Annotated in this window: 16 protein-coding genes; 6 read left to right on the forward strand and 10 right to left on the reverse strand. The window is 67.2% G+C overall.

The genetic code is table 11. The annotated features are described in order from the left end of the window. Nucleotides 1-4 precede the first annotated feature (4 nt). Entirely contained in the window at nucleotides 5-898 is an 894-nt protein-coding gene (locus tag MRBLMI1x_RS00130; RefSeq protein ID WP_363454750.1) for an SDR family oxidoreductase, read from the reverse strand. 161 nt (nucleotides 899-1,059) lie between these two features. On the opposite strand from MRBLMI1x_RS00130, the gene MRBLMI1x_RS00135 reads away from it, so the two are divergent. After that, nucleotides 1,060-2,436 (forward strand): alpha/beta fold hydrolase, encoded by a 1,377-nt coding sequence (locus MRBLMI1x_RS00135; protein ID WP_363454753.1) that lies wholly within the window; start codon nucleotides 1,060-1,062, stop codon nucleotides 2,434-2,436. 17 nt (nucleotides 2,437-2,453) lie between these two features. Next, on the forward strand, nucleotides 2,454-4,004 hold the full coding sequence (locus tag MRBLMI1x_RS00140) for a GMC family oxidoreductase (RefSeq protein WP_363454756.1): 1,551 nt from the start codon (nucleotides 2,454-2,456) through the stop codon (nucleotides 4,002-4,004). Nucleotides 4,005-4,023: 19 nt separating this feature from the next. Here the strand turns inward: MRBLMI1x_RS00140 and MRBLMI1x_RS00145 are convergent, their stop codons facing one another. Then, on the reverse strand, nucleotides 4,024-8,205 hold the full coding sequence (locus MRBLMI1x_RS00145) for a carboxypeptidase regulatory-like domain-containing protein (RefSeq protein ID WP_363454759.1): 4,182 nt from the start codon (nucleotides 8,203-8,205) through the stop codon (nucleotides 4,024-4,026). A 214-nt stretch (nucleotides 8,206-8,419) separates the two neighbouring features. On the opposite strand from MRBLMI1x_RS00145, the gene MRBLMI1x_RS00150 reads away from it, so the two are divergent. Next, a complete protein-coding gene (locus tag MRBLMI1x_RS00150; protein ID WP_363454762.1) occupies nucleotides 8,420-8,563 on the forward strand; it encodes a hypothetical protein in 144 nt (47 codons plus the stop codon). 21 nt (nucleotides 8,564-8,584) lie between these two features. On the opposite strand, the gene MRBLMI1x_RS00155 is transcribed toward MRBLMI1x_RS00150, so the two are convergent. The 3 genes from MRBLMI1x_RS00155 to MRBLMI1x_RS00165 all read right to left on the reverse strand — a co-directional run bounded on the left by MRBLMI1x_RS00155 (nucleotide 8,585) and on the right by MRBLMI1x_RS00165 (nucleotide 11,956). Further along, nucleotides 8,585-10,423, reverse strand: coding sequence for a hypothetical protein (locus MRBLMI1x_RS00155; protein WP_363454765.1), 1,839 nt, complete (start codon nucleotides 10,421-10,423; stop codon nucleotides 8,585-8,587). Between the two features lie 50 nt (nucleotides 10,424-10,473). Then, nucleotides 10,474-11,625, reverse strand: a complete 1,152-nt coding sequence (locus tag MRBLMI1x_RS00160; RefSeq protein ID WP_311859660.1) for an acyltransferase family protein — start codon at nucleotides 11,623-11,625, stop codon at nucleotides 10,474-10,476. 160 nt (nucleotides 11,626-11,785) lie between these two features. After that, nucleotides 11,786-11,956 (reverse strand): CsbD family protein, encoded by a 171-nt coding sequence (locus MRBLMI1x_RS00165; RefSeq protein ID WP_018187284.1) that lies wholly within the window; start codon nucleotides 11,954-11,956, stop codon nucleotides 11,786-11,788. Nucleotides 11,957-12,147: 191 nt separating this feature from the next. Here MRBLMI1x_RS00165 and MRBLMI1x_RS00170 point away from each other — a divergent pair, with 191 nt between their 5' ends. From MRBLMI1x_RS00170 to MRBLMI1x_RS00180, 3 genes are all read left to right on the forward strand, one after another. Further along, nucleotides 12,148-13,611 (forward strand): glutamate--cysteine ligase, encoded by a 1,464-nt coding sequence (locus tag MRBLMI1x_RS00170; protein WP_363454769.1) that lies wholly within the window; start codon nucleotides 12,148-12,150, stop codon nucleotides 13,609-13,611. Nucleotides 13,612-13,876: 265 nt separating this feature from the next. Then, nucleotides 13,877-14,923, forward strand: coding sequence for an acyltransferase family protein (locus MRBLMI1x_RS00175; protein WP_363454772.1), 1,047 nt, complete (start codon nucleotides 13,877-13,879; stop codon nucleotides 14,921-14,923). A 118-nt stretch (nucleotides 14,924-15,041) separates the two neighbouring features. Then, nucleotides 15,042-16,292 carry an O-antigen ligase family protein gene (locus MRBLMI1x_RS00180; protein ID WP_363454775.1) on the forward strand — a complete coding sequence of 417 codons (1,251 nt, stop codon included), beginning with the start codon at nucleotides 15,042-15,044 and terminating at the stop codon, nucleotides 16,290-16,292. Nucleotides 16,293-16,460: 168 nt separating this feature from the next. On the opposite strand, the gene glmM is transcribed toward MRBLMI1x_RS00180, so the two are convergent. The 5 genes from glmM to MRBLMI1x_RS00205 all read right to left on the reverse strand — a co-directional run bounded on the left by glmM (nucleotide 16,461) and on the right by MRBLMI1x_RS00205 (nucleotide 23,610). After that, nucleotides 16,461-17,804, reverse strand: coding sequence for a phosphoglucosamine mutase (gene glmM, locus MRBLMI1x_RS00185; protein ID WP_363454778.1), 1,344 nt, complete (start codon nucleotides 17,802-17,804; stop codon nucleotides 16,461-16,463). A 7-nt stretch (nucleotides 17,805-17,811) separates the two neighbouring features. Next, on the reverse strand, nucleotides 17,812-18,297 hold the full coding sequence (rpsI, locus tag MRBLMI1x_RS00190) for a 30S ribosomal protein S9 (RefSeq protein WP_020098671.1): 486 nt from the start codon (nucleotides 18,295-18,297) through the stop codon (nucleotides 17,812-17,814). 29 nt (nucleotides 18,298-18,326) lie between these two features. Then, entirely contained in the window at nucleotides 18,327-18,773 is a 447-nt protein-coding gene (gene rplM, locus MRBLMI1x_RS00195) for a 50S ribosomal protein L13 (protein WP_018187296.1), read from the reverse strand. Between the two features lie 1,868 nt (nucleotides 18,774-20,641). Further along, the gene (locus tag MRBLMI1x_RS00200) at nucleotides 20,642-21,706 is read right to left on the reverse strand and encodes a glycosyltransferase (protein WP_363454782.1); all 1,065 of its coding nucleotides are present in this window, start codon (nucleotides 21,704-21,706) and stop codon (nucleotides 20,642-20,644) included. Next, the gene (locus MRBLMI1x_RS00205; RefSeq protein WP_363454785.1) at nucleotides 21,703-23,610 is read right to left on the reverse strand and encodes a glycosyltransferase; all 1,908 of its coding nucleotides are present in this window, start codon (nucleotides 23,608-23,610) and stop codon (nucleotides 21,703-21,705) included. Before MRBLMI1x_RS00205 ends, MRBLMI1x_RS00200 begins: the two co-directional genes overlap by 4 nt. Nucleotides 23,611-23,871 lie beyond the last annotated feature (261 nt).

Here is a 23,871-nt window from a genome sequence, read left to right on the forward strand (position 1 = left end):
ACGGTCAGGGCGTGACCATGCCGCCGTTGACGTTGAGGGTCTCGCCCGAGACGTAGCTCGATTCGGCCGACGCGAGGAACACGAACGCGGGCGCGATCTCGGCGGGCTGACCGGCCCGCTTGTACTCGTTCTCCTCGTCGAATGCCTTCATCTGCTCGTCCGAGACGCCGTCGCTCACCTGAAGCGCCGACCAGACCGGGCCGGGCGCGACGACGTTGACGCGGATGCCGCGGGGCGCCAACTGCTGCGCGAGACCCTTCGACAGGTTGTTGACCGCCGCCTTGGTCGCGGCGTAGTCGAGGCGGTCGGGTGCGGGCTTATAGGCCTCGAGCGACGCCGTGCTGATGATGGATGCACCGGCGGGCATATGGACGAGGGCGGCCTTCACGATCCAGAAGAAGGCGAACACGTTCGTCTCGAACGTTTCGCTGAACTGCTCGTCGGAGAGGTCTTCGATGCGCTCGACGGCGACCTGCTTGCCGGCGTTGCTGACGAGGATGTCGATGCCGCCGAGGAACTCCGCCGCCTCGGCGACGAGTTCGCGGCACTGCGCGCGGTCGGTGAGGTCGGCCGCGATCGAGTGCCCGCGGACGCCGGCGTCGGCGATGACCTGCAGGACGTGGTCGGCGTCCTCCTGCTCGTCGGGGAGGTGGACGATGACGACGTCTGCGCCCTCGCGGGCGAACGCGATCGCCGCCGCCGCTCCGATGCCCGAGTCGCCCCCGGTGACCAGTGCCTTGCGTCCCTGCAGACGTCCCGTGCCGCGGTAGGTGCTCTCACCCAGGTCGGGGACCGGGGTCATCCGCGCCTGGATGCCGGGCTCGGGCTGGTGCTGCACCGGCGGCTCGACGCGTGCGTAGCGCGTGACGGGGTTGTCGAACGTGTACTGGTCGGTCATCCCGCCACGGTAGGTCGGGAGGCGGCATCCCTTCACCCCCTTGCGGGAGGAGCGTCGGCGGTGCAGTGCAGTGCCGGGCCAGTGGAGCGCGCGATCATCGCATCTCCTCGACCGGTGCGCAAGCAGTCGGTCCCGACGATCCGCGTTCCTAGGGTTGACGCGTGCCGAGCGCTGCGAACCACCCTCACGAGTGCACCGTCTTCTTCCTTCCGGGACTGGGACTGGATGCCGCCTCTGCCGGCGCCATCGCGGCGGCAGCCGATCCGCGGCTGCGCGTCGTGGGGATCGACCTGCTCGACCGGGGGCGCGCGGCATCCGTCGACGACCTCGCCGACACGGCGCTCGAGCGGATCGCGGCCGAGGCCGACGGCGGCCCGTTCCTCGTGTGCGGACACAGCCTCGGCGGCAAGGTCGCCGCCCGTGTCATGTCGCGCGTTCTCGCCGGCACCGAGCCGGTGTTCGGGCTGGTGGGCGCGGTCCTGCTGGCCCCCTCTCCCCCGACTCCCGAGCCGATGCCCGACGACAAGCGCGCCGAGATGCTCGCGACCGCGCAGGGCGAGCACCTGTCGCGAGCGGATGCCGAGGCTTTCGTCGCCGCGAACGTCGCCGCCCCGCTCGCCGCCGATCTGCACGACGCGGCGATCGATGCCGTCGTGCGCCAGCCGGCATCCGCCTGGCGTGACTGGCTGACCGCGGGCAGCCTCGAGGACGCGACGCGCCTCGTGGGCGTGCTCGACCTGCCCGTCGTGGTGCTCGCGGGTGACGGCGACGAGGCGCTCGGCGCCGACGCGCAGCCCGATCTCGTGGCCGATGTGTACCCGCGTGCCCGGGTCGAGCGGATGCCGGGTGTCGGCCATCTGCAGCCTTACGAGGCTCCGGAGCGGGTCGCGGCGGTGCTCGCCGAGACGTGGCAGGCGATCCGCGCCGCGGCTCCCGTGGTGCCGGCGGAGTGGGGACGCGTCATCGCGTCGTCGCGCGTCGACGTCGCGGTGCGACGGACGCTCGCGCAGCGGGCTCTCGTGGACGACCGCGACCGCGCCCCCCGCACGCTGAACCGTGCGCAGGTCGAGACGCTCCGCGCGCTCGCGGCGCTCCTCGTGCCGCAGGGCGAGGGCGGGACGATCGACCTCGCCGTCCGCATCGACGACATGCTCGCCGAGGGCGGCACCGACGGCTGGCGCCCGGTGGGCTCCCCCGCCGACCCGGTCGCCTACGGCCTGGGGCTCGACGCGATCGCCGCCGTGTGGCCGAGCGAGGTGACTGAGCAGCGGAGCCTGATCGTGCGGCTGATCACCGACGGAATCGACGCGGCGGGCCTCGGTACCGACGGCATCCGGTCGTGGTTCGAGGATGCACGCAACGACCTGCTGCGCATGTGGCTGGCGCACCCCGCGTCGCTGGCGCGCATCGGGTTCGACGGCTTCGCGGTCGGCGGGACCGGCCCGCGTCCGGCGGGGTGGGCGACCATCGCGACGGGCGAACGAGAGACATGGGAGCCGAGCGAGCTCGGCAAGACAGTAGTGGAGGATGCCGCGTGACCGGCGATCATCGCCGGGTGACAGATCACCCGGGCATGCAGAGGTTCGATCTGGACGAGGTCGTCGACGTCGTCGTGGTGGGGACGGGTGCCGGTGGCGCTCCCCTGCTCGCGCGTCTCGCCGAGGCGGGGATGCGGGTCGTGGCCCTCGAAGCCGGTCCGGACTTCTCGCCGAGCGAGTTCACGCCGGACGAGCTCGAGTCCACGAAGATCAACTGGATGTCCGAGCGCTTGAGCGGCGGCGACGACCCGACGGCGTTCGGACCCAACAACAGCGGGTTCGGCGTCGGCGGCAGCACGCTGCACTGGGGAGCGTTCACGCCGCGTCCCGACGCCCGCGACCTGCGCCTACGCACCGACACGGGTCAGGGCCGCGACTGGCCGATCGATCATGCCGAGCTGATCCGCTACATCGAGCGGGTCGAATCCGACATCGGCGTGAGCGGTCCCGCGCACTACCCGTGGGACCCGTCCCGCTCGTACGCGTACCCGCCCGTGCGGCGCAACGGCTCGTCCGACGTGATGATCCGCGGCTGCGAGGCCCTCGGCATCACAGCGACCGACGGCCCGGCGGCGATCCTCACCCGCGACCGCGACCAGCAGCACCACGGCCTCCGCTCGGCGACGCTCGACAACGGTGACATCCACCAAGGCGATCGCTTCGGCGCGAAGGCGACGACGGCGAACACCTACCTGCCGGCCGCCGTGGCCGCCGGAGCCGAGGTGCGCGCCGGCGCGTTCGTCCACGGGATCGAACGGGATGCCTCAGGCAAGGTCACCGCGGTCGTCTACCGCTCCGGCGGCACCGACCACCGGCAGCGGTGTGCGGCCCTCGTGCTCGCGGCGGGCGGCGTCGAGACGCCTCGCCTGCTGCTGCACACGGGCGTCGGCAACGCGAACGGCGTCGTGGGTCGCGGGTTCATGGCGCACGGCGGCGTACAGGTGTGGGGCAGGTTCGACGAGCCGATCCGCGGCTACCGCGGGTACCCGTCGTCGATCATCAGCGAGGACTTCGTGCGTCCCGAAGACGCCGATTTCGCGGGTGGCTACCTGCTGCAGAGCCTCGGCGTCATGCCGCTCAACTTCGGCACGCAGCTCGTCCGCGGGGCGGGTTTGTGGGGCGACGACCTCATGTCGGCCATGAGCGAGTACCCCTTCAGCGCGGGCGTCGGCATGAATGGCGAGTGCCTGCCCGACGACCGCAACGCCCTGACCCTCAGCGATGAGCTCGCCGAGGACGGAATGCCGCGGGCCGAGGTCACGTTCTCGCAGGGCGACAACGAGCGGGCAATCGACCGGCACGGCGTCGCGGTGATGGAGCGGATCCTGCGCGCTGCGGGCGCGCGGAGCACGCGAGTGCTGCAGCGCTCGTGCCACACGCTCGGCACAGCGCGAATGGGCGCGGATCCCGAGGACAGCGTCGTGGACGCATCCGGTCGGTCCCACGAGGTCGACAACCTCTGGATCTGCGACAACTCGACGTTCCCGAGCGCGCTCACGGCGAACCCGGCGTTGACCCAGATGGCGCTCGCGCTGCGGACCGCCGACCTCATGCTCGCCGCGCGCTGACGTCCGGGTCGGCGGGCGGTCAGCGGATCGGTTCGTCCATCCACACCATCCGCTCGACCGCACTGGTGCCCGTCCCCCATGCGACGACCTCGAGGGTGACCGACGATCCGCGGTGCGCGGCGGTGAGCTTCAGGGTCCGCCCGGTCGCGGTGTCGACGCGATTGCCGCCGACCCACCACCGGTACAGGAAGTGCGTCCCCTTCGACCACGACGCCGTCGCCGCCGTCAAGGTTGACCCCACGCGCGGTGCGCCCGAGAGGACGAGCGTCCCGGAGTCGAGCCCGCGCGGCAGCGTGGCGTTGTGGCCGGGCATCGCGACGGCCTTCGTCACCGTGATCGTCCGGGCGGTCTCGGCGGTCGGCTTTCGGCCCCACCAGACGACCCGCGAGTCGGTGCCGTCCTCGTACGTGAACTTCACCGCGTACGTGCCGGCGGCCAACCCCGGCAGCGTGTAGGAGCCGGCCGTGTCGGTGCTCGCCTCGGCCACCCGCTCCCCGTCGCCGTCACCCTGTCGATAGGCCTCGACGTACGCGCCGGCGAGCGGTGTGCCCGACGCGGCGCGGAGCGTGCCCGTGATCTTCGCGCCCGGCACCAGGGCGACGTCGATGTCACGGATCTCGTTCGCTTTCGCGATCTTCAGCGTGGTGGGCTTCGCGCCGGGAGCTTTCGCCTTCCACCAGCGCTCGGCCAAGTCGGATCCGAGGGCGGGGCGGACGCGAAGCGTGTAGGTCGCGTCTTCGAGTCCCGTGACCACGTACGAGCCGCCGGCATTCGTCTGGGCCCAAGCGATGATCTCCCCGCCACGGGACACGGCGATCTCGGCATCGGCAACCGGTGCACCGCCGGGTCCCGTCACGACGCCCCTGATCGTGCCGCCGCGGGCGAGCCGGGCGTCGAGTCCACGCACCGTCTTGCCGTCCGCCACAGTCACGGTGGCCGCGGCGTCGATCGTCGTCGCGCCCTTCCACCACTGGCCGACCGCGTTGACACCGTAGGGTGCGAGGTACTGCACCCGGTAGGTACCCGCGGGCAGCGAGCGGATGGTCCACGTCCCGTTCCGCGATGTCGTGGCATCCGACCAGCGGCGCGTGTCGGGGTTGACGACGAAGACGACGGCCTCCGCCAGCGGCTTGCCGTCGGCATCGGTGACCCGACCCGAGAGTGCACCGCCTGCGGCGAGGGATGCATCGATCCCCTTCACGGTGGATTTCGTCCCGACCACGACCGCGGTCGCCGCGCTGCGATCGACCGCGTCGCGCCACCACTCGCCGACGAGGTTCACGTCATCCGACGGGCGGAACTCGACGTCGTACGAGCCGGCGCGCAGACCGTCGATCCGATAGGTCCCGTCGGGCCTGGTCTCGACCTCGTTCTCGTTCGCCGGCTGGCTCGAGGGGCGCGGGGTGTAGACGACGCGCACCGAGCTGACTCCTGCACCCTCGGCGTCCGTGACCTTGCCGATGATCGTGCTGCCGGCATCCAGTGAGGCGTTGAAGGTGAGGGTGCGCGAGGCTGCCTTCACCTGGATCGGCGTCGAGGCTGCCTCGGTCGCCGCGTTCTTCCACCACTCCGATACGAGGTTCTTGCCCTCGGGACGTTCGAAGAAGAGCGTGTACCTGCCGGCGTCGAGCTGGGTGATCCGCCAGACACCCTTCTTGTCGGTCTGCGCCCACCGCCGACTGTTGCCGACTCCCACGCTGACGCTGACGCCGGCGACGGGGGCGCCCTGCGCGTTCGTGACCGTACCGCCGATGGTCGCGCCGGTGATCAGACGCGCGTCGATTCCGGCGATCTTCGCTCCGTAGGCGACCTCGAAGGTGGCCGCCTCGGCGTGACGCGAGGCGTCCTTCCACCACTGGGCGCCGAGTTCACTGTCGTTGTCCGGCGCGAACTCAACCGTGTACCGCCCACCGGGCAGTCCCACGAGGACGTACCGGCCGGCACGGTCGGTCGTGGTTTCGGTGGCCGACGACCACCCGCCGTCGACCCACTGGAGCGCGCGCACCGTCACCCCCGCGACCGCGCGATCGCCGGGACCGGTGACGGCGCCCGAGATCGTCCCGCCGAGACGCAGCTCGACGTCGAGGTCGGTGCGGGACTGACCGCTCGAGAGCTTCACCCCGCTCGCGTCCTCCCGCTCCAGTGCGCCTCGCCAGTACTGCGGCACCAGGCCGCTGCCCTCGGGAGCCTGCATGTGCAGGGTGTAGGTGCCGGCGCGCAACCCGCCCACCCGCCAACGTCCGTCGCCGTCTGTCGTCGCCTGAGTGAGGAATTCGCGGTCCGTTCCGACGAAGACCTCCACGGTGGCGGATGCCACGGGGTCCCCGCTCTCATCGGTCACCACACCGCCCAGCACGGCAGCGCGCGCCAGGGTGACGACGAGTCCGGTGACGCTCTTCTTCGTCCCGAGCGTGATCGTCTTGGCCGTGTATTCGGAGCCGCGGTCGTCCCACCATTCGGTCGCGTAGGTGCCCTTCTCGACCGAGGTCCGGAGCGTGTACGTGCCTGCCGCGAGGCCTCCGAACGAGAACGTTCCGTTGGCCCGGGTCGCGAACGAGGCGATCTCCTGGCGGACGGTGCCCTCTTCAGCGGATCGTTCCACGCTGTAGAGCGCGACGTTCGCTGCCACAGCCTTGCCGCCGTCGCCGCGGACGACGCCCTCGATCTTCGAGCCGAGGCTGAGCGTGGCGTCGAACCCGGTCCGCGCGCCGCTCTTCGCGATGTCGACGCGGGTCGCCGTCTCGGCGCTGGCGGCATCCTTCCACCACTCGCCCATCAGGTTGGTTCCGGTGGGCGGCTCGTAGTGGAGCGTGTACGTGCCGGCTCGGATGCCGACGAGCCGGTACCGACCGTCGGCCCCGGTGGTCGTCTCGGCCACCCATTCGGAGTCGTCGGCGCTGGTCTTCGACGCCGAGTAGAGCGCCACAGTGGCGCCGGCGAGGGCTTTGCCACCGCCGGTCACCGTGCCCGAGAGCGTTGCTCCCGAGGTGAGGACGAGGTTCAGGCCCTTCTTGGCAGCGCCGTCGGCCAGCGTGATGACTTTGGCGTCCTTCTCGCGGTGCCCTCCTCCCCACCACGTGACGGTCAGACCGGATGACGGGTCGGGCTCGACCGAGAACGTGTAGTCGCCGGCGCTGAGCCCGCTGGCGCGGAAGGTACCGTCGTCGGCGACCCACGGCGAGTCGACGTACTCCCACTGTCCGTTGACGCGCTGGTAGATCGTGATGGACGCCGAGACCGCAGCGCCCGTGCTGGTCGTGACGCGTCCTGCCAGCGAGGCACCGAGGGCCAGGGTGGTGCGCAGCCCGGTGATGGACTTTCCGGCGCTGACGGCGATCCGGGTCGCCGCCTTCTGCGAGGTCGCGTCGTTCCACCATTCCGATTGCAGGTCGGAGCCGAATGCGCTCTGCACGTACAGGGTGTACTTCCCCGCGCGGAGGCCGGTGAGCCGATAGGCGCCGTGGGAGTCGGTGGACGTCCCACCGACATCCTCCCAATCCGCCCACTCCGCGTTCCACATGAAGAGCTGGACGAACGCATCCGCGACGGCGACGTTGTCGGGACCGCGCACCGATCCGGCGATGCTGCTGCCGAGCGCGAGCCGCGCGTTCTTTCCGGTGACTTTCGCACCGGGCGCGACGGCGAACCAGACCGGCTCTCCCCACAGGCTCTCGGCGCCACCGAACCACTGACCGACGTGCTTGCCGGCCTCATCGGTGAAGCGCAGCGTGAACCGCCCGGCGGGCAGCTTCGCGAACGTGAAGGCACCGGCGGCATTCGTCGTGGTGTCGCCCGCGGGGCTCGATCCGTCGTCCCCGAAGTCCTGGTACAGCGTGACGGTGATCCCCTTGAGGGGGGCCTTCGCTGTGTCGGTGACCGTTCCCGAGATGGATGCCGTGCCCGAGGTCGCCAGCTTGTTCTCGGCGCGGAGGCTCGCCGCGCTCTTCTTCGCGTCGACGGGACGGGCGCGGTCGTCGCGCCTCGGGTCGGCGGGGGCACCGGCATCCGTCGTCGGCGCGGCGTCATCAGCGGAGGCAACGACCGTGCCGGACGGTTCGACCACGACGGTGCGCTCGGCGGTGGCGGATGCCGCGGGCTCGGCCGCGATGGCAGCGGGAGCGGACGCGAGCCCGCCCACCAGGATCGCCCAGACGGCCAGGACGGCCGATCCGCGCGCGAAAAGACGGCGCCGACTGCGCATGCGTGTACTCCCCCTCGAGCACCCCAGCGCCCGACTTCCCCGGGACCCCGCCGTCGGGCTCCTCGCGCTCAGCATGGCAGAAGCGGGGGACACCCACCAACACCGCGTCATCCCGCCGATACACGCATCCACTACGGTGGGCCGCAGGTCCTCGTCAACGGCGCCGAACGGAAGGCCTGAGCGCTCTCGCGCTGCCGCCCTGGGGAGGAAACCGATGTCGGGTCGTTCGTCGCACCGCCGTTCACGTCAGCGCTCCGCCCCAAAACCTCCCGGGCTGCGGTGGTGGGCGTATGCCGCTCTCATCGTGGTCGCCCTGGGGGCGATCATCCTCGTCATCGCCGCGCTGCTCGAGTACTGACGACAGCCGGCGCGCGACACGTCAGCCGACGCGCGACGCCCGCGGGGCGCGTCGCGCCCACCACGCGCGGCGGGGTAGCGCGATGATCGGCGCGGGGGTGGCCTCGCGCTCGGGGCGGAGCGGCACGGGCACTTCGAGCACGACGGCATCGCCCCGCTGGTAGATGCGCGCACCCACCCCGAGGACGCTGATGCCGCGCAGCTCGGGTCCGACGGCGGGCGTGCGGTCGAGCACCCCGGTCGACCAGGTCCGGACGAAGAGCATGTCGCCGTCGACGTCGATCTCGACCCACACCTTCTTCGCGATGGAGTGCTTGATCGCGTTGACGAAGCCTTCGTTGACGATGGTCGCGACGCGACGCGAGAGCGCCGGGTCGTCGAGCGCGTGCGCGGCGGCGGGTGAGATCTCGCTTGAGACGTCCAGCACCGACCGCCAGGTCGCGACGAGCTCGAACAGGTCTTCGTGGGCGCTCTGGACCGAACCCTCGAGGGCGGCGGAGTCGACTTCGGCGATGAAGGCGAGGACGGAGTCGAAGGCGGCATCCGTCTCTCTGCGGAACGACAGGACGACCTCGGGTGTCGCCTCGTCTTCGTCTGCGGCAGCGGCCAGCAGCACGCAGCGGCCCTGGATGCGGCCGTGGAGGACGTGCGCGGCGTTCCGCAGCGGCCGGCGGGCCGACGCGGTCTTGGCGGTGAGGGTGCGGGCGACCATCGCGAGCACCGCTTCGAGGCGGTGCGCGGTGTCGGCAGCGCGGGCGATCGCGTCGGTGCAGGCGGCGAGCGCAACGGCCACGAGGGGCAGCGACGCGACAGGGACGAGCAGGGTGGGCTCGTCAGTACCGATGAGCAGGTGCGCGACGACCGTCATGACGATCCCGGTCACGAACCAGACCGCGACGAGGATCCACCCGCGTCGGGCGCTCGTCCTCCCCCGGGCGAGCACCCGGACGGCGAGGTCGGCGCCCAGGGTCACGGGGATGCCGACGAGGATCGCCGCCAACGCGACCCAGGGTCCCGCGACGAGGTGCGTGTACGGGATCGCACCGAGCAGGAACACGAAGCCGGTGACGAAGTACGGCGCGGGTCGCAGCATCGTGAGGGCCGACCGCGGGGGCTGGACGGTCTCGTGGTCATCGTCGGTCGGGATGACGCGCAGGTCGAGCCCGGCGCGCTCCTCGAACCGGTGGCTGGCCGTACGGACCTCGTCGGCGTAGTCGCGGACGGCCGTGAAGTCGATGTCGCCGGCGAGCATCTCGTCGCGACGATGGCGGAGGTCGGAGATGACGGGGCCGAGCAGTTCGCGATTCTCGGATTCGAACCGCGCGAGCCGGCGGCGGCCGGCGGTGAGCGCGGCGATGGCGGCGGTGAGACGCCGGCGACTGCCGCGGGTCAGCTCGATCGAGCGGGAGGTCATCGCGATGATCGACAGGCCGGCGAGCCAGACGGCGACGTTCGAGACGATCCGCGCCGTCATGCCGGTCAGGTCGAAGACGCCGCCGTACACGAGGACGTACGCGCTTTCGTGGACGAAAGGCCGGGCGGTCGCGACGAGGATGACGGCGGAGAGGACGAGGATGCCGCGGTGCACTGCGCGCGACAGACGGCGCTCGACGAGGGCCACAGGGATGAGTACGACAACGAGCAGCGCCCAGGCGATCGCGGCTACGACCTCGACCCCGACGTACCCCGAGGGAGCGGAGATGTACTGGAACGGCGCCATCACGGTGAGGCAGACGATGAGGCTGATCCAGAGCGCGGGGCGCGTGAAGAAGGCGCGACTGGTGACGGCATCCCACCACACGTGGACGCCGAGACCGACTCGTTGATGCACAGCGAGTTCGGGTACCCGCCCAGCCTTCATGCTTCTCTCCCCAGAGGGGCCTGTCGGCCCGGCGACAGTCTAGCGGCGGGTCAGGCCTGGTGCGCTTGGATGTCGGGGGCGATCGGGGCGTGCGGCTGCGGGCGCTTCTTGGTGCGGGAGCGGACGAAGTCGCCGACCCGGCGCGAGAGCTTGTGGCTGGGGATCTCGACGAACTTGAAGAAGACCCATGAGAGCGGGATCGATATGACGACGCTGACGAGGCCGGCGATGCGCAGGTTCTGGTCGCCGAACAGGTGCGCCATCGAAATGACGACGGGCTCGTGGACGAGGTACAGGCTGAAGGAGATGAGCCCGAACCACTGCATGGCGCGGCTTTCGAGGAAGCGCCGGAAGATCGGAACGACGATCGCGGCGATGACGGCGATGGTGGCGCCGATGGTCGTCACCGCGTCGAACGGCTTCACGAGGGGGCGGAGCATCTCGAAGGGGCGGATGAGCCACGGGAAGATGAGCAGGATCGGCGCGCTGAGCAGCAGGAGCGCCTGGGTGCCGCGGCTGGGCTGCCACTTTCGGATGGTGGGCAGCCACGTGGCGATGACGACGCCGATGAGGAACATGGGCAGGTAGACGAGGGCGCGATTGCCGAGGCTGCTCGAGACGGCGATCCCGATGACGGCCGCGACGGCGAGGATCCAGTTGTAGCGGGCGAACCGCACCCCGAGGAAGACGAAGACGGGCAGCAGGAACGAGAAGGCGATCTCCCACTGCAGCGACCACAGCGGGCTGACGAGGTCGCCGGTGCCGAACAGCAGGGTCGCGTCGCCCCACAGGGCTTCGGGGCTGACGGCTTTGTCGGTGATGCCCAGCCAGGCGCTCTCCATCGCGGTGGTGCGCGGAATGATCAGCACCCAGCCGAGGTAGAGGATGATCGCGCCCCACACCGGCAGGTAGAGGCGCAGCAGGCGCTGCGGGTAGTACCCGACCCACGAGAAGTCGCGGCCCTGCTTGAGGACGGGGAGGGTGAGCACGACGCCGCTGAGGACGAAGAAGATGACGACGGCGCCCTGGCCGTCCCACAGAGTGTGCAGGGGGGTGTACGACAGGAGCTCGGGAAGTCCGTTCGCTGCTCGTCCCTCGAGGTAGGGCTCGGCGAACAGCGGGAACGTCAGCATGATGTGGTGCACCAGCACGATGAGCGCGGCCAGACCGCGCAGACCGTCGAGCGATGTCAGCCGTTTCATGGGTCTCCTGGGGCGTCCGTCGACGGCCGTGCAAGACGAGAAAAGCAGGCGTCGACGTCGGGGGAACGTCGAGTGAAGTGTACGTGAACGCCCTTCGCGCCCCCTGGTGACACGACGAACGCCCGGGTCCACGAGGGGCCCGGGCGTTCGGTGTGATGGCTTACTTGAACGCGTCCTTGACGTTCTCGCCGGCCTGCTTGAGGTTGGCAGAAGCCTGGTCCTTGTGGCCTTCGGCTTCGAGGTTCTCGTTGTCGGTCGCCTTGCCGGCGCCCTCCTTGCCCTTGCCGGTGAGGTCCTGGGCGGCGTTCTTGATCTTGTCGTCGAGTCCCATGATCTGGTCCTTCCGTCGATCGTTCCCGGAATCGGTGCGCCCCGGGTTCCCCGAGGCTACGTCCGGGTGGGGTCGACAGGTGAGGGGGTGGTGCTTTCGCATGCGATGGGTTAGTCGCGTGGAGTTTCGGCACGATGCCTGGCTTGTCAACCGCCCGGGGTGCGCGCCCGGTGCCCACCTAGGGTGGCGGGGTGGGAGAAACAGTCGAGTCGCAAGAGATCACCGGGGCCGATCGCACCCTTCATCGCGAGAAGATCCGTCAGAATCTCGACGTCTTCGAACGGATGCTGAGTGAGTCGAGGTTCGAGGCGGATGACCCGATGACGGGTCTCGAGCTCGAACTGAACCTCGTCGACGAGGTCGGCGACCCGGCGATGCGCAACGAGCAGGTACTGAAGGCGATCCCGGACCCGGCGTTCGTGAGCGAGCTCGGCCGGTTCAACGTGGAGATCAACGTCCCGCCCGCGCGGTTGCGCAGCGGCGGCCTCACGACGTTCGAGAGCGGGATGCGGCAACAGCTGAACGACGCCGAGGAGCGCGCGTCGGAGCAGGGCGCACACCTGATGATGATCGGCATCCTGCCGACCTTGACCGATCGGCACCTGAGTCGCAGTGCGCTGAGCGCCGACCCCCGGTACAGCATGCTGAACGAGCAGGTGCTCGACGCGCGCGGTGAGGACATCGTCATCTCGATCGCGGGTCAGGAGGAGCTGGACACGACGGCGGATTCGATCGTCCCCGAGGCGGCGTGCACGAGTACGCAGTTCCACGTGCAGACCGCGCCCGCGGAGTTCGCCGCGTATTGGAATGCGTCGCAGGCGATCGCCGGCGCGCAGCTCGCGCTGGCGGCGAACTCGCCGTACCTGTTGGGGCGCGAGTTGTGGCGCGAGACGCGCATCGCTCTGTTCGAGCAGGCGACCGACACCCGCAGCGAGGAGCTGAAGGCGCAGGGCGTGCGTCCGCGGGTGTGGTTCGGCGAGAGGTGGATCACGTCGGTGTTCGACCTCTTCGAGGAGAACGTTCGCTACTTTCCGGCCCTTCTGCCGATCATCGACGACGAGGATCCGCTCGAGGTGCTCGAGTCGGGCGGGGTGCCGTCGCTGGCCGAGCTGAAGCTGCACAACGGCACGGTGTACCGCTGGAACCGTCCCGTGTACGACGTGGCCGACGGGGTGCCGCATCTGCGGGTGGAGAACCGCATCTTGGCCGCGGGCCCGACGGTCGTCGACACCGTGGCGAACGCCGCCTTCTACTTCGGTCTCGTGCGTGCGCTGGCCGAGAGCGACCGCCCGGTGTGGTCGCAGATGTCGTTCGGCACCGCGCGGGACAACTTCCAGTCGGCCGCGCGCCTCGGCATCGACGCTCGACTCTCGTGGCCGGGCGTCGGCCGGGTGCCGGCGACCGAGCTGGTGCGGGACACCCTGCTGCCGCTCGCACACGAAGGTCTCGCGGCGTGGGGTGTCTCCGACGAGGAACGCGAGCGCTACCTCGGCATCATCGAACAGCGGTGCGTGACGAAGACGAACGGCGCGGAATGGTTCGCCCGCAAGATGCGCGCCCGCGAAGGCATGGAACGCTTCGACGCGTTGCGCGCCACCCTGCTCGAGTACCAGCAGGCGATGCACACGAACGAGCCGGTGCACACCTGGAACTAGGGATGCCGGTCAGCGGCGAACGACTGCGGCGAGCTGCGGCCAGCAGAGACGAACCTGTCGTCCGGGCTGAGCGTAGCTACGTGCGTTCGCGAGTCTCGACGGCGCTGATGGACAGGCCTTGGCCGTGAGAACAAGCTTCGTCGGGATGATTTATCGCGATCGCCGCTCGGCGTCGTCATCCGGGCCTACTACTTGTGCGTTCGTGTGTAGAGGCCTGAAGCGGTCGCGATTCGTGACCGAAACATCCCGCCGATATGCTCCGACCATGGTTGCGGGGGTCCAGGTCATTAGCGAGCGCAAGCTCAGTCCACGAGTGCGCGCGGGGCTCGACGTTGCGCGCGCTGCTGCTGCGGTGTACGTAGTGCTGCACCACGCGATTCACGTGGGCGGACCAGTCGGCGTGCTGTTCTCGTTCGGTCAGGAAGCCGTTCTGGTGTTCTTCCTGCTGAGTGGCTTCGTGATCTTCGCGAATGAGCGCGACCGCTCAGTGCGGCCGGGCGGCTACTTTCTCCGCCGGCTCCGGCGGATCTACCCACCCATGGTCTTCGCGATGCTCGTCTCGACTGCGCTTTGGGCGGTCGGCCTCATCACCGCGACCCCGACCCTGACGAGCGCGATCGGCACTCTGTTCGCAGTGCAGGACATCTCGTTCCTGAAGCCGGGCGTCATCACCGACCCCTACCTCGGCAACTCGCCGCTCTGGTCCCTCTCGTATGAGATCGCGTTCTACGCTGCGTTCCCGCTCGTGATGATCATGTGGCGACGGTCCGAGCGCGCCGCTCGCATCGTGGTGCCCGCGGTTGCGATCGTCGCATACGGGTCGTACCTCGCAGCACCGAACCACTTTTCCCTCGTCGCCGCGTACTTCCTGATGTGGTGGGCAGGAGCAATGCTCGCGCACCTCTGGACAAACGACCGCCTACGACTCAGCGCGGCCTTCCCGGAGTTGGCGGGCCTAGTCGGGCTGAACGTCATCGCCGCAGTCGGCGTGTTGTTTTACGACTACGACGGAGTCGGAGTGTTCCCGGTGCTGCCCCTCCGTCACAGCGCGTTCGTGCTCCTGCTATTCATCCTGGTGTTCACCCCAGTACGGAGATGGCTAGGCACGATGAGCGTGCGCGTCGCGGGATCGGCTGCTTCGGTCGCCGGGATTTCCTACGGGCTCTACGTCATGCATTACCCGTTACTCGTGCAGACCGGAGCGAACTCTTCGTGGTGGTCGTTCAGCCTTGCGGCACTCCTGACAGTCGTGCTCGCCTGGGTTGCTGACAAGCTCCTGCCGCGTCTCCTACCCTCAGCGCCCCGCGACTAGTCCGGTCGGCGCACGACCGAAACACGCCAGTAGTAGGCTCCGTCTCATGACGCCGGGACTTCCACGCGCGAGACGCGCAAAGCGTCCGGCGGCGGATCTTGTCGCACGCAGGTATGCGGTGGCAGCCACTCTCATCGTCACTCTCGGCCTTGTCACCAGCCTCCCGCGGGCACTGTTCATGATGCAGGCCGGGAGCGTGCCACCTGAGACCTTCGCGAACGTAGGCGCTCTACAGTACGTCCGCGAGGGCGCGCTACTTGTATTGGCGGCAGTCGCTGTCAATCACATGATCCTCATACGCCGACGAGCTGGCAGACGCGCGTTGCAATTCAGCCCTCTGGCCGTCTTCATTGGCGTGCTCGTCCTCGTGGCTCTGGTACGGTCCGCGCTCGCAGGAATCTCATTCGAGGTCATCTCCTACGGCGTACGGATCCTGGTCTTCCCGCTGCTCTACATCGCCTTGCGATGGCTCGACGGTGGCATCGCATCATCGCTGCTCCAGCGCATATCTCGCTACGCGAAGCCTCTGATCGTCGTCGAAGCCCTGCTTGCTGCCTACCAGGTAGCGACCGCAGCCGGGCTCTATGGAACGACGTTCCTCGGGCCGCGACCGTGGGGCACTATGCCGACCCCGAACAGTCTGGCCGCCGCGATGGTGGCGTTCGCACTCCTCTACACAGTGGCAAGACCCAAACGGTGGGCTCTCTGGATGACGCTCTGCCTGGCCGTCGCATTCATAACGGGATCGAGGACTGGGACGCTGGGGACCCTCCTGATCATCGGTGCGCTGGTGGCTTATCGCATCCCGTACCGCGCCCTGCTACTTCCGTTCGGAGCGGGGATCGTCGTCGTCGCGCTCTACGTGCTCTCCAGTGCGAGCTTCTCTGGTCGAGAAATCCGAGGTGAGGGCCGGTTCGACCAGTGGCTCCTCATTCTCAGCGGAGTACCTCTAGACGACTGGTTCTTCGGGTTGGGCATCGGCATGGGATCGAACGCCACATTGTCGCTATACGGGCGTGACCACGTCGCTGGCACCGTCGCTGACTCGCAGCTGCTCTCGACCTACCTGTCCTTCGGCGTCGTCGGCGTAGTGATAATCCTCTGGGCTGTGGTAGCGATCATCAGGAAGACGCCTCTCAGGGCCGCCTATCTTCTCGTACCAACCACGATCCTTCTGGGCGCCGTGTACAACATTGGCGAGGTTGCTCCGGCGAACCTAGTCCTGACAGTCGTGGCCGCTTGCGCGGCGCAACGCCATTCCACCAGTGCGGGATCAGCTGGTGAGCAGACGGTAGATCCGGAGCTTTCGCACCGCTCCCCCGCTCGTTCCGGTCCGGCCCGTCGATCGGCGCAAGGTCTCGCACGGTAGCTCGCGACTGATCCCGACGACACGGCAAAACTAACGGGCCCGCGACCGGGCTCGCGGTGATCCCACTGAGGGTCTTGTCGAGCGTGATGACGACGTAAGTATCTGACGCCAAGGGCTACCTGTTGGAGTCCGAACTACGACGAAAATGGCAAGAAGTACAGGCCGAGCCTAGCCTCGGACGACCGAGGCGAGCCGCTCCCCAACCCGCTGTGCGTCCTCTTCGGACGCAGCTTCGACCATCACGCGCACGAGCGGTTCGGTGCCCGACGGGCGCAACAGCACCCGGCCGGAGTCCCCGAGCTCTGCCTCAGCGGCAGCGACCGCCTCGAGCACATCAGGATCGGTCGAGCGCGACCGCTCGACGCCCTTGACGTTGATGAGTACCTGCGGGAACACGGTCATGACCTTGGCCAGCTCCGACAACGGCTTGCGCTGACGCGCGACCTCCGCAGCGAGGTGCAGTCCCGTGAGCACACCGTCACCGGTGGTGGCGTACTCGCTCATGATGACGTGGCCGCTCTGCTCACCGCCGAGCGAGTAGCCCCCCTCGTTCATGCGCTCGAGGACGTAACGGTCGCCGACGGCGGTGGTTTCGAGGTGGATGCCGTTGGCCGCCATCGCGCGGTGCAACCCGAGGTTGCTCATGACCGTCGCGACGAGGGTGTTGTCGTGCAGCAGTCCGCGTTCCTTCATAGACACGGCGAGGATGGCCATGATCTGGTCGCCGTCGATGATGCGGCCGTCGGCGTCGACGGCGAGGCAGCGGTCGGCGTCGCCGTCGTGCGCGATGCCGAGGTCAGCGCCGGTGCGGAGCACTTCGGCGACGAGGACGTCGAGGTGGGTGGAGCCGAGGCCTTCGTTGATGTTGAGGCCGTTGGGGTCTGCGCCGATGACGGTGACCTTGGCTCCCGCATCGCGGAAGGTCTCGGGCGAGACACCGGATGCGGCGCCGTGCGCGCAGTCGAGGACGACGTGCAGGCCGCGCAGACTGGTGCGCAGCGACGCGAGCAGGTGCACGACGTAGCGGTCTTCGGCGTCGGCGAAGCGGCTGATGCGGCCGACCGCTCCCCCGGTGGGGGCGAGCTTGGGGCCGGTCATCGCTTCTTCGATGCGCTGCTCGACAACGTCAGGCAGCTTCACGCCGCCGCGCGCGAAGATCTTGATGCCGTTGTCGGGCGCCGGGTTATGCGAGGCCGAGATCATGACGCCGAAGTCAGCGTCGATGTCACCGACGAGGAAGGCGGCCGCCGGGGTCGGCAGGACTCCGGCGTCGAGGACGTCAACGCCGGACGAGGCGAGACCTGCGGCGACGGCCGCGCTCAGGAAGTGGCCCGAGACCCGGGGGTCGCGTGCGACGACAGCGGTGAGGCGCTTGCCGGCGGCTTTGCGTGCGTTCGCGATACGACCCTGGCCCAGGACGACAGCAGTCGCCTGGGCCAGGGTGAGCGCGAGATCGGCGGTGAGGGGGCCGTTTGCGAGGCCCCGCACACCGTCCGTCCCGAACAGTGCCATCGAAGGATTAACGCTTCGAGTACTGAGGAGCCTTACGCGCCTTCTTGAGACCAGCCTTCTTGCGCTCCTTGACGCGAGCGTCACGGGAGAGGAAGCCGGCCTTCTTGAGGGTCGGGCGGTTGTTCTCTTCGTCGATCTGGTTCAGCGACCGGGCGATGCCGAGGCGCAGGGCGCCGGCCTGGCCCGAGGGGCCACCACCCGAGATGCGGGCGATCACGTCGTAGCCGCCGGCGAGGCCGAGGACCGTGAACGGGTCGTTGATCAGCTGCTGGTGCAGCTTGTTGGGGAAGTAGTCCTCGATCGTGCGGCCGTTCACCGTGATGGTGCCCGAGCCGGGGACCAGACGCACGCGGGCGATGGCCTGCTTGCGGCGGCCGACAGCGGCACCGGGGACGGAGAGGACGGGACGGACCGGGGCAGCCTCAGCGGCGGCCGGGGTCTCGGTCGAGTAGTTCTCGGGGGTCTGGTCGAGGGAGTCAGCGATCTTCGCCATCAGATAATCCTTGTTCTTCTCGGCGGCGCTTACTGGGCGACCTGGTCGAAGGTGTACGTGGTGGGCTGCTGGGCAGCGTGGGGGTGCTCAGCACCGCGGTAGACCTTCAGCTTCGTCAGCTGCTGACGACCCAGGCTGTTCTTGGGGAGCATGCCGCGGACGGCCTTCTCCACAGCGCGAACCGAGTTCTTCTCGAGGAGCTCGGCGTAGGTGACCGACTTGAGGCCGCCCGGGTAACCCGAGTGGCGGTAGGCCTTCTTCTGCTCGAGCTTCTGGCCGGTGAGGGCCACCTTGTCGGCGTTGATGATGATCACGAAGTCGCCGGTGTCGACGTGGTTCGCGAACGTGGGCTTGTGCTTGCCGCGCAGGAGCGTGGCAGCGTGCGAGGCGAGGCGGCCGAGGACGACGTCGGATGCGTCGATGACCACCCACTCGCGGGTGATCTCACCAGCCTTGGGCGTGTAAGTGCGCGTCACAGTAGTGCTGCTTTCATAGATTCGAACGGAGGAGTTCGTGAATCCCACTCCGGGGTGGTTCGCTCGGGATGCCGGTCGAACACGCCAGTGGAGGGCTCACGTTCGCGGTGCGAGGCCAGCAGGGCGCAGGCACCGAAGAATGACTCTACCACGACCGGACTCGCACAGAACCGGGAATCAGGTTCGGCGGCGTCCGGTAGTTTACGTAGCCGACTTCCGCGCTGGATATGATCCGCGGGTGAGTGAGTCGCAGGCGTCTGTTGAACCAGGGCTGGCGATCGCAGTGGCCGAACGGACAGTCGCACTCGCCGAAACCGGCTTCATTTGATGGCCGCGTTACGGAACCTGCTCAAGTGCCCATCTCACCTCAATTCGTCGCAGTCGGGCGGCGATGCTGGCTTGCGTAACCCCAGCGCCGGACCGAAAGTCGAGCAAGACGTGATCCCGACGAAGACGGCGCCAGCTCTATACGCGAGCAGCATCCCCCTCACGACGTCGCTACGGTTGAGAACACAGCCGACATCGTGGTGGCCGAGAAGCTCGGATCAGGGGAGCGCCTGTTGATGTCGCGAATCTCAGCAGTGATGGGCTTCGTTCTCGTGCCCGCATTCTCGGTGGTCACTCCTCTCCTAGCGATTCCCGCAATCACCGCGATGTACGGAGCTACTGGTTGGTCGGCTGTCGCGGTCGGTCTGGCCATCGGCGCCATTGCATCAACCGTGATCGAACTCGGCTGGGGCTGGAATGGGCCCGCCCGAGCCGCCCGCGCGTCGCCGAGCGCGCTCCCGCGGGTGTGGGCAACCGCTCTAATGACAAGATCGGCTGCGGCGCTGGTTGCGACACCGCCCGCAGCATTGCTTGCTTACTACCTGGCGCCTGGGCACCAAGTCACGGCCCTGCTGACGGCCATCGGCACCAGCCTCATCGGCCTAAGTCCGAGTTGGCTATATATAGGCCTCGGCCGACCATGGAGCCTCATAACGATCGAGATGGTTCCGCGAGCTCTTGGCGCAGCCACCGCCGCAGTCATGATCTACGCCTCTCAGCCACTGATCTTTTACCCTCTGATCGCCGTCGTCGCCCCCGCCCTCATTACTCAATGCCTAACGTTGGCGCAGATTCGCGCGGGCCGAGCTTCCTTCCGAGGCGTAACCCATCGGAGGGTCCTGCACGCCATCCGGCGACAACGGAAAATCGCTCTGGCGCGCATAGCGAGTAGCGTCTACACCCAATCACCCGTCGTGATCGTGACAGCGGTCGCGTCTGTCGGCACGGCAGCCGCGTACGCAGCAGGAGATCGACTGATGCGGATGACGCTTACCGGTCTCGCGCCGGTGCCCAGCATTAGTCAGAGGTGGGTCAACTCTCCGCCCGAGACAGCAGAACGCTGGCGACGCGCAAAGCTGGCTATCGGAGCAAACGCGGCCGTTGGCGGCCTCGTTGGCCTCGTATTCGCTCTGTGCTCACCACTCCTGTTGAGCATCATATTTTCGGGGGTTGTCGGCGTCACAGCTGTTCAGGCTCTGCTGATCGGGGCGATCATTCTGGTCGTATGCACAAGCCGAGCGACCGGTGGTCTCGGCCTGGTCGTAATCTCGGGAGACCGAGCACTGCTGACAAGCGCTCTGCTTGGCGCTGCTTCGGGCATCTTGACCATCCCACTACTCACATTGTGGTTCGGAACAGATGGTGCATTCATCGGAGTACTGACTTCCGAATCGGCGGTCCTTTTGACTCAGTTCATCACTCTCCGAACACACACGCGCCGCACAGGAAATTGATTCGACCAGTCCCACCCCGGTGTACGGGTCTTGCGGACTAGAAACAGCGAACCACGCGCCTGGATTTTCGTGCCGTGCACGCGAGAGTTACTTAGCCCCCCGCACCACAGCGTCCTCGCAAGCTCGTCTAAAGTCATCCATCACCGAAGACACTTCAAAGACAGCGAGTGCGCGTTGTCGAGCCATCTCACCCATGGAACTGCGACGACTTTTCTCCAGCACCGACCTGAGACTTGCAACCAGAGCGTCTTCGTCATCGGGCAGGAAAAGTTCTCCTGAACCACCTAGCGCCCATCGAATGGGTGGGAGGTCCGCAGCCACTACTGCCCTACCCGCGACCATTGCGTCCATGAGCTTCGCGGGAAGTTGTAGCCGCGAGATCCCTCCAGAACCGGTGCTTGGAATGACAACGACGTCGGCCCCTTGAACTAGCCGAAGTCCCGCTTCGAGATCTGTCGTTCCGACGAACGACTCCCACGGCTGGGCGTCTTCCGGCGGCTCATCCGTGATGACCAGTTCGAACCCCTCACCCTGCACGCGAGAGAGGGCCGCTCGCAACAGCGGTAGCCCTTTATGAGCACGAACTGTGCCGACAAAGACGACACGGACAGGCGCTTCGCGCTGGGCGCCGCCCACCCCGAAATCGAGTCGCGCGTGCGGAACTATCGTGCCACCGTGTAGGCGCTGCAACTCAGGGTTACTGACGATCTTCGGGAACGATCGCGACGCACGGCGCAACTTCCAGGCCCGCCAGTAATTACGCGGCCTGAAAGTAGCCTTCGCCAACTGCCTCGAGCGGCTGTGCACGGACATCCATGCCTCTAGATCCGGATCGTCAATATCGAGCAGAACCCGGGCGTTCGTTCGCTTGTGCAACTTGAGGACTTCGCCGAAAGAGGCAGGCAGAGGCTTCACCGCCACCAACAGATCACGCGACTCAGCTACATCCGCCAACGTCGGCCTGCCTTCGAGACCGTCCGCGAGAACACACGCCTCCGCGAATGGGGAGTGCCGCAACGGACGCCAGATATCTCCACCACGGGTGGAGATCACTTGGCTGTCCCAGCCGAGCCGCTCCGCGATAAGCCACAGCGCGAATGCTCTCCCAACCGAATTGTCGGAGAAGGTCGATACGACCAGGCCGATCCTCATGAAACCAGGTCGATCTGTTCAGTCCACTTCCGCGCAACCGAATTCCACGAGAATCGCTCGCGAACAAATGACCGGGCCGCAGCCGAGCTTACGTCGTGGTCCTGCATGAGTTTCTCAACAGCGTCGGCCGCCGCTTGCACGTCAAAAGACGCGGCGTAGCCAGCTGGCAAGGAAATGGATGCGACTGAGGCGACCTGGTCAGTCACGACGATCGGGACACCGTGGGCGAGGGCTTCGACCGGGCCGAACCCGAAGTTTTCGTCCTCGCTGGGAGCGAGGAGAACATGCGTGTTGAGGAGAAGATCAGTCTTGGCCGCGCCATACACGGGACCTGCGAATTGCACGCTGGAGGCGACCCCCAAGGACTTCACCCTCTCTCGCAACGCGTGGACGATGTCGGAGCCACCATCTCCCGCGATGGTCAGACGCACCGGACGCCCCCTTCGAACGAGCTCGGCATGAACGTCGATGGCACGATCGATCCGCTTTTTTGACGCGATTCGAGACAGAGTGAGCAACCTCCATGCGCTTTCATCCCGGTCCCCTAGACGGTCGGGCACTTCCACGCCAGCACCCACCACAGCGATCTCTCGCGAGGGGCCCTCCGCTTCCGCCATCTCTGAAGGGGTGGCGACAACAAACTTGACCGATCGATTGATCAGCCGCCCAAACAGCTTATTGAAGACCTTCTTTTGGAAACGCGACTGCTGCTCTTGATAGCTGGTTAGTGATCCGTGAGGCATGAGCAGGATGCCCTTACGAAGGAAGCGGCCGGTCAAAACCACGATCGGAACCCACGGAAGGTAGTAACCGTGGATGATCCAAACATCCGAGGCGATAGCCGTTCGAATGCCAGCGATCGAAAGGATCCCGAGGGGCTTATATTTTGGCGCGCGGTTCGCCGCCACCGCATCGTCAAACGTAGAAAGGCCACCCGACGCCCGACGCACCAACAACTGCGTCGCAACCCCGTCGGCATTGAGTGCAATGTTCACTTCCAATGCGTGATGCGCAGGACCGCCGTCGCCTCGATCCAGAGTGTTAGCCAACTGTGTTACGCGGATTCGCTGACTCTGCGCCGCAGCAAGTTCCCGACTCTTCACTCCGATCTGCCAGTAGTACATCGACAGCGCCACCGCATAATCGAATCCCGCCCGCCCGTCGCGGAAGCCCATCCGGACCACGTACGCGTAAATAAAGAAAAGCGCGGGCTTGAATGGCACCGCGTCAAATAAGCGCCCCTTTGCTGTTCGCTTGCTTGCGATCTCTGTGCGGAGCTTTCGGTTCTGTGAAAGGTGCGCCTCCCAATCTGAATATCGATTGTGCCTGGCGAACCAACTCGACACCGGATCACGGTCGTCGTGGACCAGGCGAGCCTTCAGCTGACCAATGCGGCGGTCGGCGACTGGCTGATAGTGCCCTTCCACCTCGCGAATGCCGGGAGCATTCAAGTCATCAATCACGGGGAAACGCGCAAAGTCTTTATGCAGCAGTGAACGCTTGGTGACGACGTGACCGTGGCGAAGAATCCTGCCCGCGAAGCGATATGAAAGGTGAATATCGAACGCTGAGTAAACAGTGCTGCTGAGGACAGCCTGCATGCCAGATAGTTCTTCGATCAACGCATCGGACGGGTACTCATCGGCATCGAGGAGCAAGACCCAATCATTTCGCACGCCAGCGTTCTCGAGCGCCCACTGCTTCTTTTTCGGGTATGTCCCGTCCCAGCGGAACTGGACGACCCGTGCACCGGCGGACTCTGCGATGTCTACGGTTCGGTCTTCGCTATCGGAATCGACGATCACCACCTCGTCGAAGGCTCGGAGCCTGTCGAGAGTGTTGCCGATTCCAGCCTCCTCGTTTTTCGTCAGCACGATCACCGAGAGGAAGTCGATCTTCTTCATACGTTGCCGCCGTTCCCGAAGCGCGTCCCGCACTTCTCGATGGGGCTCCCGCCCCAGATCTCCCCTGGCGGCACAGAGACACCGTCCACCAGCGTGAGAGGCCGGATCAAAGCCGATCGTCCGATCCTCGACCCGCCCAGGACCACACATCGACTCGTTACCCACGCACCGTCACCAATCGCCACGGGCTTAGTCACGAGAGCCATGTCCGACCGGTGCCTGTGGCTGCCAGTTGTGACGAATGCATCCTGCGATATGACG

This window comes from Microbacterium sp. LMI1x-1-1.1 (assembly GCF_040676205.1).
In the GTDB taxonomy this organism is placed as follows: Bacteria; Actinomycetota; Actinomycetes; order Actinomycetales; family Microbacteriaceae; genus Microbacterium; species Microbacterium aquilitoris.

Bases quoted from the DNA above. Each gene is read 5' to 3' on its own strand.
- MRBLMI1x_RS00130 (WP_363454750.1), bottom strand. From the start codon at position 898: ATGACCGACCAGTACACGTTCGACAACCCCGTCACGCGCTACGCACGC.
- MRBLMI1x_RS00145 (WP_363454759.1), bottom strand. From the start codon at position 8,205: ATGCGCAGTCGGCGCCGTCTTTTCGCGCGCGGATCGGCCGTCCTGGCC.
- MRBLMI1x_RS00150 (WP_363454762.1), top strand. From the start codon at position 8,420: ATGTCGGGTCGTTCGTCGCACCGCCGTTCACGTCAGCGCTCCGCCCCA.
- MRBLMI1x_RS00155 (WP_363454765.1), bottom strand. From the start codon at position 10,423: ATGAAGGCTGGGCGGGTACCCGAACTCGCTGTGCATCAACGAGTCGGT.
- MRBLMI1x_RS00160 (WP_311859660.1), bottom strand. From the start codon at position 11,625: ATGAAACGGCTGACATCGCTCGACGGTCTGCGCGGTCTGGCCGCGCTC.
- MRBLMI1x_RS00165 (WP_018187284.1), bottom strand. From the start codon at position 11,956: ATGGGACTCGACGACAAGATCAAGAACGCCGCCCAGGACCTCACCGGC.
- MRBLMI1x_RS00175 (WP_363454772.1), top strand. From the start codon at position 13,877: ATGGTTGCGGGGGTCCAGGTCATTAGCGAGCGCAAGCTCAGTCCACGA.
- glmM (WP_363454778.1), bottom strand. From the start codon at position 17,804: ATGGCACTGTTCGGGACGGACGGTGTGCGGGGCCTCGCAAACGGCCCC.
- rpsI (WP_020098671.1), bottom strand. From the start codon at position 18,297: ATGGCGAAGATCGCTGACTCCCTCGACCAGACCCCCGAGAACTACTCG.
- MRBLMI1x_RS00200 (WP_363454782.1), bottom strand. From the start codon at position 21,706: ATGAGGATCGGCCTGGTCGTATCGACCTTCTCCGACAATTCGGTTGGG.
- MRBLMI1x_RS00205 (WP_363454785.1), bottom strand. From the start codon at position 23,610: ATGAAGAAGATCGACTTCCTCTCGGTGATCGTGCTGACGAAAAACGAG.